We start from the raw sequence: 15,750 nt of genomic DNA on the forward strand, positions 1-15,750 counted from the left end.
CCATTTTTCTCAATAAACCTTCTTCTTATTACAAAAAAGAATCCTGTTCTTTGGCCGCGTGCTGTTCGCGGCAGGAACCTTAACTTTGGAGTGTACTTATGCCAGCGCAACGTGAAATTCGCCTTAATGCCTTTGATATGAACTGTGTCGGCCATCAATCGCCGGGTTTGTGGGCCCATCCACGCGACCGCTCCTGGCAGTATAAGGATCTGGAATATTGGACTGATTTAGCCCGGTTGCTGGAACGCGGCAAATTTGACGGGTTGTTTATTGCCGACGTGTTGGGCGTGTATGACGTGCTCAATGGCAATGCCGATGCGGCAATTCGTCAAGCGACTCAAGTACCGGTTAACGATCCGCTGGCGTTGATTACCCCGATGGCGCTGGTGACCGAACATCTTGGCTTTGGTCTGACGGCTTCGCTGTCATTTGAGCATCCGTATCCGTTTGCCCGCCGGTTGTCGACGCTCGATCACCTGACCAAAGGGCGTATCGGTTGGAATATCGTTACCTCTTATCTGGAAAGCGGGGCGCGTAATATTGGCCACAAAGGACAGACCGATCACGATGCGCGTTATGACTACGCAGAAGAGTATCTGCAGGTGGTTTATAAGCTGTTGGAAGGCAGTTGGGAAGACGGCGCGATTTTACGCGATCGCGAACGCCGTATTTTCAGCGACCCGACAAAAATCCACCCCATTAACCATCAGGGCGAATTTTTCCAAGTGCCGGGGATTCATCTCAGCGAACCGTCACCACAGCGCACGCCGGTGTTGTATCAAGCCGGAGCCTCAAGCCGCGGTAAGCAATTTGCTGCGGGTAATGCCGAATGCGTGTTTGTGGCTTCACCGTCAAAAGTCCTGTTGAAAAAAACCGTGGCCGATATTCGCCGCCGTACCGCCGAAGCGGGGCGCGACCCGAATAGCGTGCTGATTTTTAACTTGCTCACGGTGATTGTCGGAGAAACCGACCAAGAGGCGCAGGCCAAATGGAAAGAGTATAAATCCTATGCCAGCTATGAAGGCGCCTTGGCGCTGGTGTCTGGTTGGACCGGGATAGATTTTGGGCAGTATCAGCCCGATCAAGTCCTCAAGCATGTGCACACTAACGCGATTCAATCTGCGGTTGAAACCTTCTCAACGGCAGACCCAGATATCGAATGGACAGTGAAGAACATTGCTGAGTGGGTGGGCGTTGGTGGCTTTGGCCCGCTGCTGGTCGGCGGCGTGCAGACCGTAGCCGATGAGTTGCAATCTTGGGTAGAAGAAACCGATGTCGATGGCTTTAATCTGGCCTACGCCATTACCCACGAATCTTTCACCGATATTGTTGAGCTGGTCGTCCCTGAGTTGCAAAAGCGTGGCGTGTATAAGAAAGACTATACGCCAGGCACGCTGCGCGAAAAATTGTTCAACCAAGGGCCGCGCTTGAGCGCTCCTCATCCGGGTGCCAGCTATCGTTGGCCTGCCGGTGCGGTTGACCTGAGTCCATTGCTGAATACCAAGTGAGACTGCGATGATCGAGATTGATGATCTGCACAAATCTTATCGGGCTCCGGACGGCCAACGTAGCGAGGTACTCAAAGGTATCTCACTGCAAGTCCCGGCCGGGTCGATTACGGCGGTGGTTGGCTCTAGCGGGGCGGGGAAATCGACCCTGGCGAAATGCATCAGTCTATTAGAGCAGCCAACCAGCGGCAGTATCCGCGTCAACGGGCAGGATCTGTCGCGTCTGTCCGGTGAGGATTTGCGTCGTGAACGGCGGGCGATTGGCACGGTGTTTCAGTCGTCTGCTTTACTACAACGTAAAACGGCCTGGCAAAATATTGCTTTGCCATTGGTTTATCTTGGCGTAGTGCAACGCGATATTGATAAGCGGGTGAATACGCTGCTGGAGGCCGTTGGCTTGACGGATAAAGCGCATTTTTATCCTTCACAACTCTCAGGAGGCCAGCGCCAGCGGGTGGGTATTGCCCGCGCATTGGCGCTTAATCCTTCGGTATTGCTGGCGGATGAAGCGACCTCGGGGCTAGACCCCGACGCGACCGAATCGATTTTGACCCTGCTTAAGCAACTGCGCGATGAGTATGGCCTGTCGATCATTTTGATCACCCATGAAATGGACGCGGTGCGTAACGCTGCCGATGCAGTGGCGGAGATTAAGCACGGCAAAATTGTGCAGCAAGGACAGGTACGCGATTTGCTGGCTGCACCGGACTCAACGCTCGGTCGCCAACTGTTCCCACTGAAATCTTTGGCGGCCGAGGGTGCGCTGCGCTTGTTAGTGACCTATGCCGCGACTCAGCCAGTCGCTACAGATTGGATTAGCCGCATCAGCCAGCAATTCAACGTGCAGATAGACTTGCTCGGTGGCCATGTCGAAGTGGTCGGCGGCAGCTTGGCTGGGCGAGTGGAAATTGCGCTGCGCTTTAATAATGCGGCGCACACGTTGCATGATCTGTTGCCACACCTGCATCAACTGGGGCTGATTATCGAGGTGCTCACTCAACCTTTGTTACTTAAGGAGGCCGTATGAGTAATCCGGTTAATTTGTCGGACAGCGTGATGAGTCAGGATACACCGTGGAGTCAAATTCATCGTTTGATGCTCCCGGCCTACGGTGAAACCTGGCTGATGGTTGGTATTGTCATGGTATTCGTGGTGGTGATTGGCGGCACGGTTGGCGTGGTGTTGTTTAATACCGCGCCGCGTGGATTGTTCCCTCGACCGGCCATACATAGGGTGCTGAGCTGGCTGGTGAATATGGGGCGTTCGTTGCCATTTTTGGTATTAATGGCGGCGATCATTCCTTTCACCTTCTGGTTAACCGGCACCACTATCGGTATTCCTGCGGCGGTGATCCCGATGATTATCGCTGGTATCCCATTCTTTGGTCGTTTAGTGGAAAACGCGCTGCGTGAGCTTCCGGCAGAAGTGACAGCGGTGGGATTGGTTTCCGGTGGTTCGACCTGGCAGATCATTACTCAGGCGCAACTGAGTGAAGCGTTGCCCGCTATCGTTGCCGCTATCACGCTCAATATTATCTCGATGATTGAATACTCGGCCATTGCCGGCACTATCGGCGCGGGCGGTATTGGCTATCTGGCGGTGCTTTATGGTTATCAACGCTTTGATCATCACATCATGATTGCCACCATTGTGGTGCTGATCGCCACCATTCAACTTATTCAGTTTATTGGCGACCGCGTGGCCGCCGCTTTACGTCACCATCAGGAAATCCATTAATCATGCCTATAAACGATTTTGAAATTCGTAAAAAGAAACGCTGGCCGTTACCCGTTGGTTTAGCGGTTGTGGTGGTGGTCGCGCTCGGTGCCTGGCATTTTGGCAGCTCCCGCCAGCAGGCAGTGACCTTTGGCACGACGTTGAAAGTGCATTTTGAACCGGCAATGGCCGGGGAGCAGCGGGTGATTGAGTATGTCGGGGAGCATATCGCGCCAGATTATGGCATCAAACTTGAAGCGGTTGGGCTACAAGACCCAGTACAGGCTGACCGTGCGGTGGCACAAGGGGAATATGCCGCCACCATTTATCAGCATCAGTGGTGGCTCAAGCAGGTGGTGGACGCCAATAACTTCAAACTGACGTCGACGCTGCCGGTGTTCCAGTGGGCATTTGGTATCTATTCCGATCGTTATAAATCGATCGCTGATTTACCAGACGGTGCGGAAATTGCCGTGCCGAACGATGGCGCAAACCAGGGGCAGGCGCTATGGCTGCTGCAACGCATCGGCCTGATTGGCTTGGACCCTTCAATCGAAGCCCGCACGGCCAAATTGGCTGATATTCGCGAGAACAAACACAATTTCAAATTTAAAGAGTTGGATCTGCTGACCATGCCGCGAGCGCTCAATTCCGTAGATGCCGCTATTGGTTACGTCTCGCAATTTGATGCCGGTAAAGTGCCGCGTGATAAAGGTATTTTGTTCCCGCCTGCGCCAAAAACCTTCGCCTCACAATTGGTGATCGGCACGCCATATTTACAGGATGCCAATATCCAAAAACTCGAGAAGGCATTTTCAGATCCACGCTTACAGCAGTGGTTGAAAACTACCGACGATCCATTAGTGAAGGGCGTACTGGTTCCAGTATCGAACGAGTAGCATCGGGATTTTCCCTGACCAACGTCGTTCTCTTGGCCGACAAGAAGCGTTTTAACGTCAACGGATTGAAGGTCAACAGACAGGTCAGGATGCGACAATTTGTTCGTCATATTACCGGATTAACTCACGTTAATTCGGTACTGTCGTTTTATGTTGAAATGTAATTAACTTATTGATTTTAATTGTTTTTATAGCTTTATTTGTTGTTTGTGAATCCTGTATTTTCACCTTATAAACCATATCAACACTAACAATAATTAGAGGTTGCTATGAGTTCTTTATCTATCGACACCAGTTCCACCAGCGGTAGCTCGTCGTCTTCTGCGCCTATTGGCTCGGCAAGCGATGTGGCACGTTTGATTAACCAACGCAGTAAGAAGAATACCTATGCGCGGATGATTGTTTTGTTGGCGCTGGGCGGGGTGTTTCTTGACGCTTACGACCTGACCACGCTGTCTTACGGTATTGACGATGTGGTGAAAGATTTTAGCCTGAGCCCTTGGCTGACGGGGATTGTGACGTCATCGATTATGGTTGGGACCATTGTGGGAAACCTGGTCGGTGGTTGGTTGACCGACAAATATGGCCGTTATCAAGTGTTTATGGCCGATATGCTGTTCTTTGTCGTCTCTGCCATTGTGGCCGGATTTGCGCCTAATGTGTGGGTGCTGATCGGCGCGCGTTTCTTAATGGGCGTTGGCGTCGGTATCGACTTACCGGTGGCGATGGCTTATCTGGCTGAGTTTTCCAAGTTTACCGGCAAGGCAAATAAAGCCTCGCGCCTCGCCGCCTGGTGCCCAATGTGGTACGCCGCGTCGTCAGTATGTTTTTTGATTATCTTCGCACTCTATTTCCTGTTGCCAGCACAGCATAGTGACTGGCTATGGCGGGCATCGCTGATCTTCGGGGCGGTACCGGCACTGGCGATTATCATCGTGCGCGGCAAGTTTATGAATGAATCCCCGCTGTGGGCGGCCAATCAGGGCGACTTGAAAGGTGCGGCACGTATTCTGCGCGAATCTTATGGTATTGAGGCTCATGCTTCAGAAGCGACCGCCGTGAACAAAGCGCCACAGCCGCCAAAAGCAGGGTTCCGCGTATTGTTCCAAAAGCCTTACCGTGAACGCACCATTGTTTCCAGCGTCATGACCGTTTGTATTTCTTTTGAATACACCGCGATTGCCTTCTTCCTACCGTCGATTTTAGCGCAGTTTCTTGGCGCAGGTGTGTTTGAAACCATCTCTGCCTCATTGGGGTTGAACGTGTTATTTGCCTTTACCGGCGGCCTGCTCGGGATGCGGCTGGCATGGAAATACGCGTCACGCCATGTCGCGATTGCCGGGTTTGGCCTGCAATTCGTGGTACTGATTGGGCTGGCGTTGATTGGTCATCCGCAAGCTGCGCTGGGCATTGGCGCGGCCATCTTACTGCTCGGTTTATGGCTGTTTGCTGAAGGCTTTGGCCCCGGCGCACAGATGATGATCTATCCGGCATTGTCTTATCCGACGGCAATCCGTGCCACTGGGCTGGGCTTTACACGCTCTTTAGGCGGCGTAGGCAGCGCGTTGGCTCTGTTTATTCTACCGGTGTTGCAGGCGCGCTTTGGTACCAACATGTTCTGGATTGTCTCGCTGGCGGCCTTAATCCCGATTTTATTCCTGCTGGTGGTGCGTTTTGAACCTACCGCGCATGACATCGACGATCTGGGCGAATCAGCCTAAGACTGACAATAATTAAAGGAGATTATTATGACTCAACATCTGCTCTCTACCGGTACTGATTATCAACAGCTGGCAGCACGTTTTCGGCCGATTTTTGCCAAAATTGCTGCCGGAACGGTGGAACGTGAGTTATCGCGCACCTTGCCATATGAGCCGATCCGCTGGCTGAAAGAAGCGGGTTTTGGCACGCTGCGTATTCCTAAAGAAAAAGGCGGACACGGCGCATCGTTGCCGCAGTTGTTTGAACTGCTGATTGAATTGGCCGAGGCCGATTCCAACCTGCCGCAGGCATTACGTGCCCATTTTGCCTTTGTCGAAGACCGTTTAAATGCGCCAGATAGCCCGCAGCGCGATCGTTGGTTCCAGCGCTTTATTGACGGCGAACTCGTCGGCAGCGGTTGGACGGAGGTCGGGGCGGTTAAAGTGGGGCAGAGCATTACCAAGGTGACACCGCAGGCTGACGGTTGGTTGCTCAACGGCGAGAAGTTTTACAGCACCGGTAGCCTGTTTGCTAATTGGATTGATGTCCTGGGCCGACGCAGTGATAACGATGGCGCAGTGATTGCGCTGGTTAACACCAGTCAGCCGGGTGTTGAAAGAGACGATGACTGGGATGGTTTTGGTCAGCGCACGACCGGTAGCGGCACGACGCGTTTTAAAGATGCCAAGGTCGAGAGTGAGCATGTCTTCGATTTTGCCGATCGCTTCCGTTATCAGACGGCGTTCTATCAGCATGTATTGCTGGCGACGCTGGCGGGCATCGGCCGCGCTGTACAACGCGATGCCGCTCATGCGGTACGTCATCGTAAGCGAGTTTACAGCCATGGCAACGCGGATTTAGTGAAAGATGATGTGCAAATCCAGCAGGTCGTCGGGCAGATCACTTCCTGGGCTTTTGCAGTAGAAGCAACCGTATTGAAAGCCACTCTCTCGCTGCAACAGGCTTATGAAGCGCACATCAGCGATGATGAAGCCCATAAGCAGGCGGTCAATATTACCGCCGAGCTGGATGCCGCCAAAGGACAGGTCATTGCGACCGAATGGGTGCAACGCGCCTCTAGCGAACTGTTCAACGCACTGGGCGCTTCGGACTCACGAGTCAGCAAAGCGCTCGATCGCCATTGGCGTAATGCACGTACCGTTTCTTCGCACAATCCGGTGATTTATAAAATCCGTGATATCGGTAATTGGGAAATTAACCGCGAAGCACCGACTTTCCTGTGGCAGATAGGCAATAGTACGGCGACGGAATAATAAGCTGGTGTTGATGCTGTAAGCGTAATCAATCCGACTGAGATACCTTAGTCGGATTTTCTTTATGGTTTTTCTGAAGTTAATCAAAATTTAGCCGATACCTAATCAGTAAATCACTAAATGAGATGATTATTATGATAGGTCGGGTCAATAGTATTAGTATGCCACCGCCGCGAATTGCTAATAACGCCAGTTCATCTGGATTAAACCAGACATCCCCGGGCGTACCCTCTTCAACACGCGTCACGTTAAGCAATGGTAGTAATGAAATTAACGCCATTTACAGCATGAGTGCGATGAAGTTAGGGGCGGCAAAAGTAGCCGGAAATAGTCAGGTTGACTTGCAGATGGCCGCTAATCTTAGCCAATCAGGCCCGAATCCTTTTGCTGGCGTGGGCAAAGCGTTATTGCTGCAACTAAAAGAGAGTCCAAAGGACTTTACTAGTGTTGTGGCATCACCTAATGCGGCTGATAAAAGTGCCGAGGTGAGTAAAAATAGCGCTGGCGCGCAAGCCAGTGCCGTTGCTTTCGATATTGTGACCCAAACCGGTGTTAAGGTCAGCATATCATTGGCACATCAAGAAGACGGCATGGTGGCGCAGATTACCACCACCGGCGGCGAGTTGACGGAAGCGGAAACAACGGCGATTACCGGCCTTGCTGATGCCTTCCAGAAAACGTTGGATGGACTGTCAAACAGTACGCCTAATGTTGATCTTGAAGGGCTGACAAAATTTAATACTCAGGTGCTGAAATCTGTTGATCTGACTACAGATATCCGTCAAGGAAGTGATTCCCTTCAGTCGTTGAGTTATCACGCAGATAGCACTCAGCGTTCGGTGGATTATAAAGATGGCAATAGCGCCTTCCAGCTTGACACTGATTTGTCACATCCAGAACGACTAGGAACCGTTGGGCAACAAGACCGTGCGCTTGCGGCCTATGCTAAGCAGTTAGATGATGCCAAAAGTCGTGGTCACGGAGACAATACGCTGATCAATGCGTTCAAGGAGACGTTCCGTGCATTGAACAGCAACTACGGTTCTAATGAACTTCAAGCCAATCAGAGCAAAGCTAATCAAAGCATTATGCTGATGTCAGAAGATGACAAATCTCGTGGCTATTTAAGTGGATTGGCTGATTTCAAAGCCTCTTTCCAGCAGGCTGATATCTCTTCGAATCCTTATAAAAAGGAAGAGAAAGATACGTTCTCATACAGTTTTAGCCAGACAAGTAATAGCACCAATTTAGGTGATGACAACGGTACACTGCGTCAGCAAACCACGGCTAATTTACGCGCCACGTATCATGAGTCGCTGACTCCAGGTACGCCGCTGAAGCTCACTGACGATAAGTTCTCGCAAAACTACACCTATCATCAAATTGACGATCAAACGACGACCAGCACTGCATTAGATTTCAAGCAAGGGTTGCTGGCCTCGGTAACATCGTCGCAGACCACGCACAATTTGGAATCAGTGAAAAAATACGTTTCTGGCCGTTTGACAGAAGAAACGCAAACACCTTACGACAATCAGCAAACCCAACAGAAAAAGCTCCTGACAGACGGTATTCAGTTGCAAAAGAAACCGGGTAAATTGTCGTTAATTTGATAGGTTCAGTCATGTTATAGGTCGCTAGTCTCGTTATGCTAGCGAGGTAGCGGCTAATAATTCATTCAATGATTGTGCATCCATCAGATTTTCGATGCAGGTCATCAGCAATGGTATATTTTCTCTAAATCCTCGGCAGGGAGATTGAGTACAACATTGCTGAAACTTCTCGCGAATATCACGCATATCAGCTGGATTCTCCGGCCAGCCTCGGCCAAATGCCGCAGACAAATGTAATGTCTCCCCTTGAGTCGGTTTAATACTTAACTCGAAACGGTCGAAGCGCTCAAATTCAGGACGCTCTACTATCTCTATCCGTTGAGCCAGCGTGATAAGTTGCACTTGAGTGGCCGCTTGTGCGCTGAACTCCTCGGCACTTGCTCGCCCGCGTAGCAGGGCATTAGCAATGATATAGCGGGCGCTAAATTGGGCATCGATCTCAGGAGTGTGCTGGGGTTCATAGGGTGCACCGCATACCATGCGCATACTTGGTGAGGCATGCAAAATGATGCGTGCGTTTTCAATATTAGGCAGGTGCTGAGCCAGATTAGCGCGTAGCAGAGTTTCAGTCAGTGATAGCAAAATGCTGCAATGAGGATAGAGTTTAAAACAAGTCGCTTCTTCGCCTAAAAACCTATGGCCCAGTTGTTCGGTTAATACTTGCAAATGCACTTTAGCTGGCGCATATAAATTGAAAAAACCATTCTCACCGCTGAGTACACGTTTCGGCCCGCTTATACCTTCACGAGCCAACATGGCGGCTTCCAGCGCGTGGCGGGCAACCAGACCCTGACTGATTCGTACCGCTAAGGTTTTGTCCTGATAATGCTGAAAGGTACCAATACCAAAATCAAATGCCAGCCCCACGGCGTTGGTAAACGCAGTCTGGTCAAGGTGCAGCAGGCGGGCGGCAATAACAACGCCAGAAAACAGACCTAAAATATTGGCATCAAACCCCCGGTAAAAAAAACCGTTAGCCTGCGCGGCGAGGTTGATGCGCTGTGAAAAATCCTGCCCCACGGCCAGCGCCGCCAACATGTCTAGCCCGGTTGCCTCAGTAAGTTCTGCTGCCGCCAGCGCGACAGGAATATCTGAAGAGCTAGGATGCCAACCAGGTGATATCACGTCACAGTAGTCGAGAGATCGGGCGCGAACTGCGTTGACGAATGCGGCTTGCGGAGCGGCCAAGCGTTCACGAGAGCCAATAACGCTGGATTCTTCACAACCGCTCCAACGGCGTGCCAAAGTCAGTGCTGCTGCAACGCCACTTTGTTCATAACCTGCAGCAAGGCAGCCCAGATTGTCGAGCAAGCGTTTAGTTTGAAAGGCCAATACTGATGCGGGAACCTTGCTGGCTTCGAATTGTGAAGCAAAGATGATCAACTCTTTTATCGGATCATGTGTTGACGTTGTCATTGCGACTCCTTAGATGATTCACCGGTGGAGGACGATTGAGCAGTTGGCTGAGATTGGCTATGTAAGTGAAAGCGTGGATGCAACATAACCGCTAACCAGATCGCCATAAATACGCTGAGCAATCCCGCCCATAACATGGCTACGCTAAAACCACTGGCAAATGCCGTATGTGTCAAATTAAGCAATTTATCTGCTTCAACATGCGGTAGGGTGGTTTGTTGTTGTTCGACTATCGCCCTTCGAGCGATGTATGTAGCCTGTTCTACACCTTGTGTTCGCAATCTTGCCGCCAAAGAATCAACGGCTTCGATACTCATCATCGTCCCCAGTAGTGCAATGCCTAAGGTCATACCTGTCTGACGCAGCGCATTCATGGTGGCGGAGGCCATACCAGAACGTTGCGGTTCAACGGTGCGCATGACCAGCGAGCTGGTGGCTGGCATTGCCAGACCCATTCCTACCCCTAGCGTCGCCAGATAAAGTGAGACAATTGGGTAACCGGAGTCAGCCTGTAACAACGTCAGTAGCAGTAGCGCGATCCCCATTAATCCATATCCGACGATGATTAATGAATTCACACTGAGCCGAGCAGCAAGACGTCCAAATACGGATGCTGCCAGCGCCATGGCAAGAAATTCTGGCGCCATACGCCAACCGGTCGTCGCGGCGTCCCATCCTTGAGCTTGTTGTAAAAATAGCGAGACAAAAAAGACGCTGCTGTACGCGGAGAAACCTAATACGAATGAAGCAAAATTGTACCCACTAAAATCGACTTTGCGGAATAGGCTCAGTTGCAGCAAGGGTCGCTTAACTTGTGTTTCGACCCAGATAAAGATGATGAACAATACGAGTGCTGCATACAGCGCGAGGCGTGATGGATTACTGTGCCAACCGTATTCTCCGGCGGCAATCAAGCCATAAGTTAGCGTACCTAACCACAGAATGCTTAATACTTGGCCGAGTGGATCGAGTGAAGCATGTTCTGGATGAGCGCTTTCTTTGATACCCCAGCCTCCTAGTAGTAGCGCAATAATACCTACTGGAATATTGATCAGAAAAATCCCCGGCCAGCCGGTGGTATGTACCAAAATACCGCCCAGCACCGGCCCGATAACTAATGACAACGCGTTGACCGAAGACCATATACCAATTGCCCGTGTGCGCTGTTGTTCTTCGGGAAAAGCATGGGTTATCAATGATAAAGCGCCTGGGATAACTGCCGCGCCGGCAATACCTTGAATAACACGGCCGATCAATAGCGAGTTCAAGCTGGTGGCAATTGCACAGACAATAGAACCCAAGGTAAAAAGAGCAATACCGCATAACCAGATCCGTTTGCGCCCAAATCTATCGCCGAGCGGGCCAGAAGAAAGGATCAGCGCCGAGAGACATAGTGCATAGGCATCGACCACCCACTGTAACCCAGGCATATCGGTCTGTAGTGATCCGAGCATAGTCGGTAGGGCCACGTTAACGATGCTGATATCCAGCGATGCCATAAAAGTGCCAAGACAGATGGCGATGACCAGTGCGGTCCTGCGCATTCCTGACATGGGGTAGCTCCTTGATTGATTGGTAATGATAATTATTCTCACAATATATTATGACTGACCGTCGGTCAATTAAATGTGTTCCCGTTTTGAACCGTCTGGGCAACTGGTCAACATAGGCAACATTCGTTAGGATGTCGGCTGGATTAAAAGTGGATGCCAATATGAAAACGAACGAAAAAATAAAGCCGAAGCAGCCGCGCACTAAACCTGCGGAAGTCCGATTAGATGAGTTGATGGATTCTGCTCAGAAATTGTTCATTGATAAAGGCTTTGAAGCGACCACTGTCAGCGATATCGTGCAGGATGCACAGGTAGCGAAGGGGACTTTTTACCATTACTTCCCATCCAAAAATGAAATGTTGTCGGCATTACGTATGCGCTTTACTCAGCTTTTTATTGATAAAATTCAGGTGGCGATTGACGCTTGTCCTGCGGAGGATGCCATAGCTAGGTTGCGAACCTGGTGCAATGCTGGGGTAGCAGCTTATCTGGAAGGAATGACATTACATGACGCCTTGTATCACGATCATCATTACCATACCCGTGGCAATCAAGATCGCGATGCGGTGCTGAACCAAATTCTTGCTGTGTTGAACGATGGCGTGTCTATTAAAGCTTGGAAATTAGATAATCCACGGTTGACGGCTATCGTGATGTATCACGGTATGCACGGTGCAGTAGATGACGCGATGGTCAATCCTGAGGTAGACAGCAGCACGCTTGGCAATGATCTGGCTGACGAATTTATGCGCTTGTTGGGCTGTCGCTAATGCTATTCGCTGGCGTATCGAGCTCGACCCAATAACCGGGTTGATAGGGGATCGGTAGGTAGCGTTCAAATAAATCCGCGAAGGTCTTATCTGGTTCTAATGAGTTAAATAGCGTGGGATGAAACCACTTGGCCAACTGTTGTATCGCCACGAAGTTAAAAGGGTGGTCATAAAAAGGGTGCCATATAGCGTAGACCTTATTGCTCTGAACGGCTTGCAGAGTACGATAAGCGGGGCGTTGCATGAGTATTCTTAGGTTTTTTTTGGCCTGCTCCAAAGAGGCACCTGGGCCAAGATTTACCCAGTCGCCATTAGGTGAATATTGACTCCAATTACTACCTGTCACTACGATTTTGTCTGGATGCGAGGCGATGACAGTCTCCTGGCTTAGCTTGCCATAAACTCCAGTGATGTATTTTTCCGCCAGATTAAATCCCCCTGCAATATCCACCATCTGCCCGTAATTGCTTTTACCCCATGAAAGGCAACACTCATCGTATAATCCGGCGGCGCGCTCCATCATGACTCTAGGTTTTAATGGCGTGTATTGCGCGAGTGTGTTCGAAATCTGACTCAACTGATGTTGACGAAAACGGTTCAGGCTATTGGCACGCAAAGGGCTATCAAATAATTGCCCCATGATGGTAATACTGCGGGCAGTATTGCTCATTAGATTGATGCTCATGTCAACGAAGACCACCGGGATATTAGCCGCCGTCAGTTTGCTCATCAAGCCACTAACTTCTATCGTAGTTTTACTATTGAGATTGAGGATCATTACCTGAGGATGCAGTGCTATCAGGCGCTCAAGATTAAACTGCATTTGTTCTACGCCAGAAAATTCTGGCAATGTTGCCAATTCGGGAAAGTAGTGGCAATACAACCGATAGCTATCCAGATCCGCAGTGCGAAAATTGTTACGCCAACCGACTAGTTTTTCAGCCGGTGAATCTGCGCTTAATGCTGCAACGGTATAGAACAGATTGCCTTCAGCCAGGAAAATACGTGTGAGGGGATACCGCAGTGTGACTTGCCGACCGGCGATATCTATTATGACCTGAGTATCAGCCTGAGCACGGAGCGCAGGTGATAGGGATAATAATGTTAAGGCGGCAGTTTTAATAAAAAGTCGTCTATGCATCAGAAATACCACGTCACGGAACCGGTAATGGTTCGCTCAAGACCAATACTGCAATAAGGAGCACTGGTACAGCTTGCAACGTAGGATTTATTGGTCACATTGTCGATGGTCAGGCCTAGCTCAAGATTGTAAAGCCTCGAATCCCATGCTCCTGGTGTATAACGCACGGCGACGTCGCTAAGCCAGGCGGACGGGACTTTGAATGTGTTGTTGCCATCAGCCCAACTAGAGCCAAGATAACGTGTCCCGGCACCAATGAGCAGACCTTGCAGTGGGCCATGCTGGAAGCGGTAATCCAGCCATATCGATCCGGTTCTTGCTGGTACGGCGACAGGATGTTTTCCTTGTGTATTATCCGTCGCTGAAGTGACGACGTTATTCAACCAAGAATAGGAAAACATCAGATTGAGGTTATCGGTTATCGCGGTTCTAGATTCAAAATCAATCCCGCGTGAACGTACTTCTCCTGTTTGAGTATAGTAGCTAGGGTTTTGTGGATCGATGGTATTAACATCGCGCTGAGTCAGTTGATATAGCGCCACGCTATTCATCATATTACTGCCCGGCGGCTGAAATTTTATCCCTGTTTCGTATTGGGTTGAATGAGTAGGTTTAAAAGGCGCGCCGTGAGCATCAGTGCCTGTTAGAGGATCAAAAGCGGTTGATGTACTGATCCAAGGCGCTAATCCGTTGGAAAATTCATAGCTCAATCCGGCACGATAACTCCAGGCAGTATCACTTTGTTTCGTTGTTTCACGCTTGAAATTGTCCTCAGTATGCAGCTTGGACCAATCATATCGCCCACTAAGTAATAGATGCCAGTTTTCCCACATTAGTTCATCTTGCATGTAAACCCCTAACCGATTAAAACGTTGAGTCGTTGAGGTTTTTGACGTAGGAACGGGGTCGAAAGAGGGACGGTAATTGCTCGCCCAGGGATCAAAAGTAACCGTTTGAGATACCCAAAGGTCTTTGTCTAACGTGCCGGTTTGATAGTCGATCCCCCCAAGTATTTGATGATCAATCGGTCCTGTGGCGAATTTTGCAATCGCTTGATTATCCATCACCAGACTGTCGGAACGAGAGGGGGAATCCTGATAAACCGCAGTCAGCAGACTTCCATCTGCCGTGGCAGCACGAGTGAAATCGCGGCGTACCGAAGATTTTACGTGGGAGTAGCGCATGTTCTGTTTAAATTGCCAAGTATCGTTTAGCTGATATTCAAACAGTGATGTGACGTCATATTGTGTACGAGCTGACCGCTCATGACCTGGATTGCTATAGTTTTTATCCGGGTCAATTCTGCCACGCGGATTAGGCAATAAGCCTAACACTACCGCGGGTAATGTATTGTAATAACCCGCTTTGGGTTCATGCATATAATGGGTTATCACCGTCCAGTTTACGCGATCATTGGGATGCCAAGTAAAAGCTGGTGCGACAAAAATACGTTTTTGCTTAGTATCTTCGATTTGCGAACCGCGGGTCAGGCCCAGTGCATCAAAGCGATATAGCCATTGTTCGTCATCGGTTAGCGCGCCGGTAGAATCCAGGCTTAATGAACCGGTGCGATAGTTTCCCCAATCGAGCTTCACTTGGTTGGATGAGATAGCAGAAGGGCGACGTGACACCATATTGATGACTCCGCCAGTTCCTCCTTGACCATACAAGGTTGAGGAGGGGCCGTGTAATACTTCAATACTTTCTAATCCCCAGGGATCTATCTGCGGCCCCCAGACACCGCTATTACCAATAACACGTAACCCATCAAGATAGTAATCTGCGTCAAATCCTCGAATTTTGGCGAAATCCACACCGCTGGAAAATGCGCCATAACGCTCAACTGACACACCAGCATTGTAACGCAGGGCCTGGCTGACGGTATTTGCTGCCTGTACATCCATCTGCTGGCGTTTCACTACCGAGACAAATTGCGGCACTGTTACGAGTGGCGAGTGGGTTTTGGTGGCAACTTCAGCTTGATTGGCTGCATAGCCAATCAAAGGGGCTTCTGATTGCCGTGAATCTTTAGCGGTCACTTCTATGGTGTCCTCCGCTGCTATTGTGGCAAAGGTTGTGACACCGAGCGTCAACCCCCACGCACAGCGGCAACAGTTGATATATCGATTAAATTTATTCAATTGACGCCTCTGTACGTT

12 protein-coding genes are annotated in these 15,750 nt (G+C 50.1%); 8 read left to right on the forward strand and 4 right to left on the reverse strand.

Going from position 1 to position 15,750, the window contains the following annotated elements:
* Positions 1-98: 98 nt before the first annotated feature.
* The 7 genes from ACL9RG_RS01580 to ACL9RG_RS01610 all read left to right on the forward strand — a co-directional run bounded on the left by ACL9RG_RS01580 (position 99) and on the right by ACL9RG_RS01610 (position 8,711).
* Complete coding sequence (locus ACL9RG_RS01580; RefSeq protein ID WP_422790805.1) at positions 99-1,508, forward strand: LLM class flavin-dependent oxidoreductase; 1,410 nt, start codon at positions 99-101, stop codon at positions 1,506-1,508.
* A 7-nt stretch (positions 1,509-1,515) separates the two neighbouring features.
* Entirely contained in the window at positions 1,516-2,535 is a 1,020-nt protein-coding gene (locus ACL9RG_RS01585; protein WP_422790806.1) for a methionine ABC transporter ATP-binding protein, read from the forward strand.
* Entirely contained in the window at positions 2,532-3,245 is a 714-nt protein-coding gene (locus tag ACL9RG_RS01590) for a methionine ABC transporter permease (protein ID WP_422790807.1), read from the forward strand. The genes ACL9RG_RS01585 and ACL9RG_RS01590 overlap by 4 nt, the downstream gene beginning before the upstream one ends.
* Before the next feature lie 2 nt (positions 3,246-3,247).
* Positions 3,248-4,123: a MetQ/NlpA family ABC transporter substrate-binding protein gene (locus tag ACL9RG_RS01595; RefSeq protein WP_422790808.1), complete on the forward strand. Its 876-nt coding sequence runs from the start codon at positions 3,248-3,250 to the stop codon at positions 4,121-4,123.
* A gap of 269 nt (positions 4,124-4,392) precedes the next feature.
* Complete coding sequence (locus tag ACL9RG_RS01600; protein WP_422790809.1) at positions 4,393-5,844, forward strand: MFS transporter; 1,452 nt, start codon at positions 4,393-4,395, stop codon at positions 5,842-5,844.
* Positions 5,845-5,871: 27 nt separating this feature from the next.
* On the forward strand, positions 5,872-7,098 hold the full coding sequence (locus tag ACL9RG_RS01605; RefSeq protein WP_422790810.1) for an acyl-CoA dehydrogenase family protein: 1,227 nt from the start codon (positions 5,872-5,874) through the stop codon (positions 7,096-7,098).
* 134 nt (positions 7,099-7,232) lie between these two features.
* Positions 7,233-8,711 (forward strand): hypothetical protein, encoded by a 1,479-nt coding sequence (locus ACL9RG_RS01610; protein WP_422790811.1) that lies wholly within the window; start codon positions 7,233-7,235, stop codon positions 8,709-8,711.
* A 33-nt stretch (positions 8,712-8,744) separates the two neighbouring features.
* Here the strand turns inward: ACL9RG_RS01610 and ACL9RG_RS01615 are convergent, their stop codons facing one another.
* Positions 8,745-10,127: an MmgE/PrpD family protein gene (locus ACL9RG_RS01615; RefSeq protein WP_422790812.1), complete on the reverse strand. Its 1,383-nt coding sequence runs from the start codon at positions 10,125-10,127 to the stop codon at positions 8,745-8,747.
* Positions 10,124-11,680 (reverse strand): MFS transporter, encoded by a 1,557-nt coding sequence (locus ACL9RG_RS01620; protein ID WP_422790813.1) that lies wholly within the window; start codon positions 11,678-11,680, stop codon positions 10,124-10,126. Before ACL9RG_RS01620 ends, ACL9RG_RS01615 begins: the two co-directional genes overlap by 4 nt.
* Before the next feature lie 161 nt (positions 11,681-11,841).
* On the opposite strand from ACL9RG_RS01620, the gene ACL9RG_RS01625 reads away from it, so the two are divergent.
* The gene (locus ACL9RG_RS01625) at positions 11,842-12,450 is read left to right on the forward strand and encodes a TetR/AcrR family transcriptional regulator (RefSeq protein WP_422790814.1); all 609 of its coding nucleotides are present in this window, start codon (positions 11,842-11,844) and stop codon (positions 12,448-12,450) included.
* On the opposite strand, the gene ACL9RG_RS01630 is transcribed toward ACL9RG_RS01625, so the two are convergent.
* Positions 12,425-13,591, reverse strand: coding sequence for an ABC transporter substrate-binding protein (locus ACL9RG_RS01630; RefSeq protein ID WP_422790815.1), 1,167 nt, complete (start codon positions 13,589-13,591; stop codon positions 12,425-12,427). The genes ACL9RG_RS01625 and ACL9RG_RS01630 overlap by 26 nt on opposite strands.
* A complete protein-coding gene (locus tag ACL9RG_RS01635; protein ID WP_422790816.1) occupies positions 13,591-15,732 on the reverse strand; it encodes a TonB-dependent siderophore receptor in 2,142 nt (713 codons plus the stop codon). Before ACL9RG_RS01635 ends, ACL9RG_RS01630 begins: the two co-directional genes overlap by 1 nt.
* Between the last annotated feature and the right edge of the window lie 18 nt (positions 15,733-15,750).

Source organism: Rouxiella sp. Mn2063 (assembly GCF_049319665.1).
Lineage (GTDB): Bacteria > Pseudomonadota > Gammaproteobacteria > Enterobacterales > Enterobacteriaceae > JBMOUD01.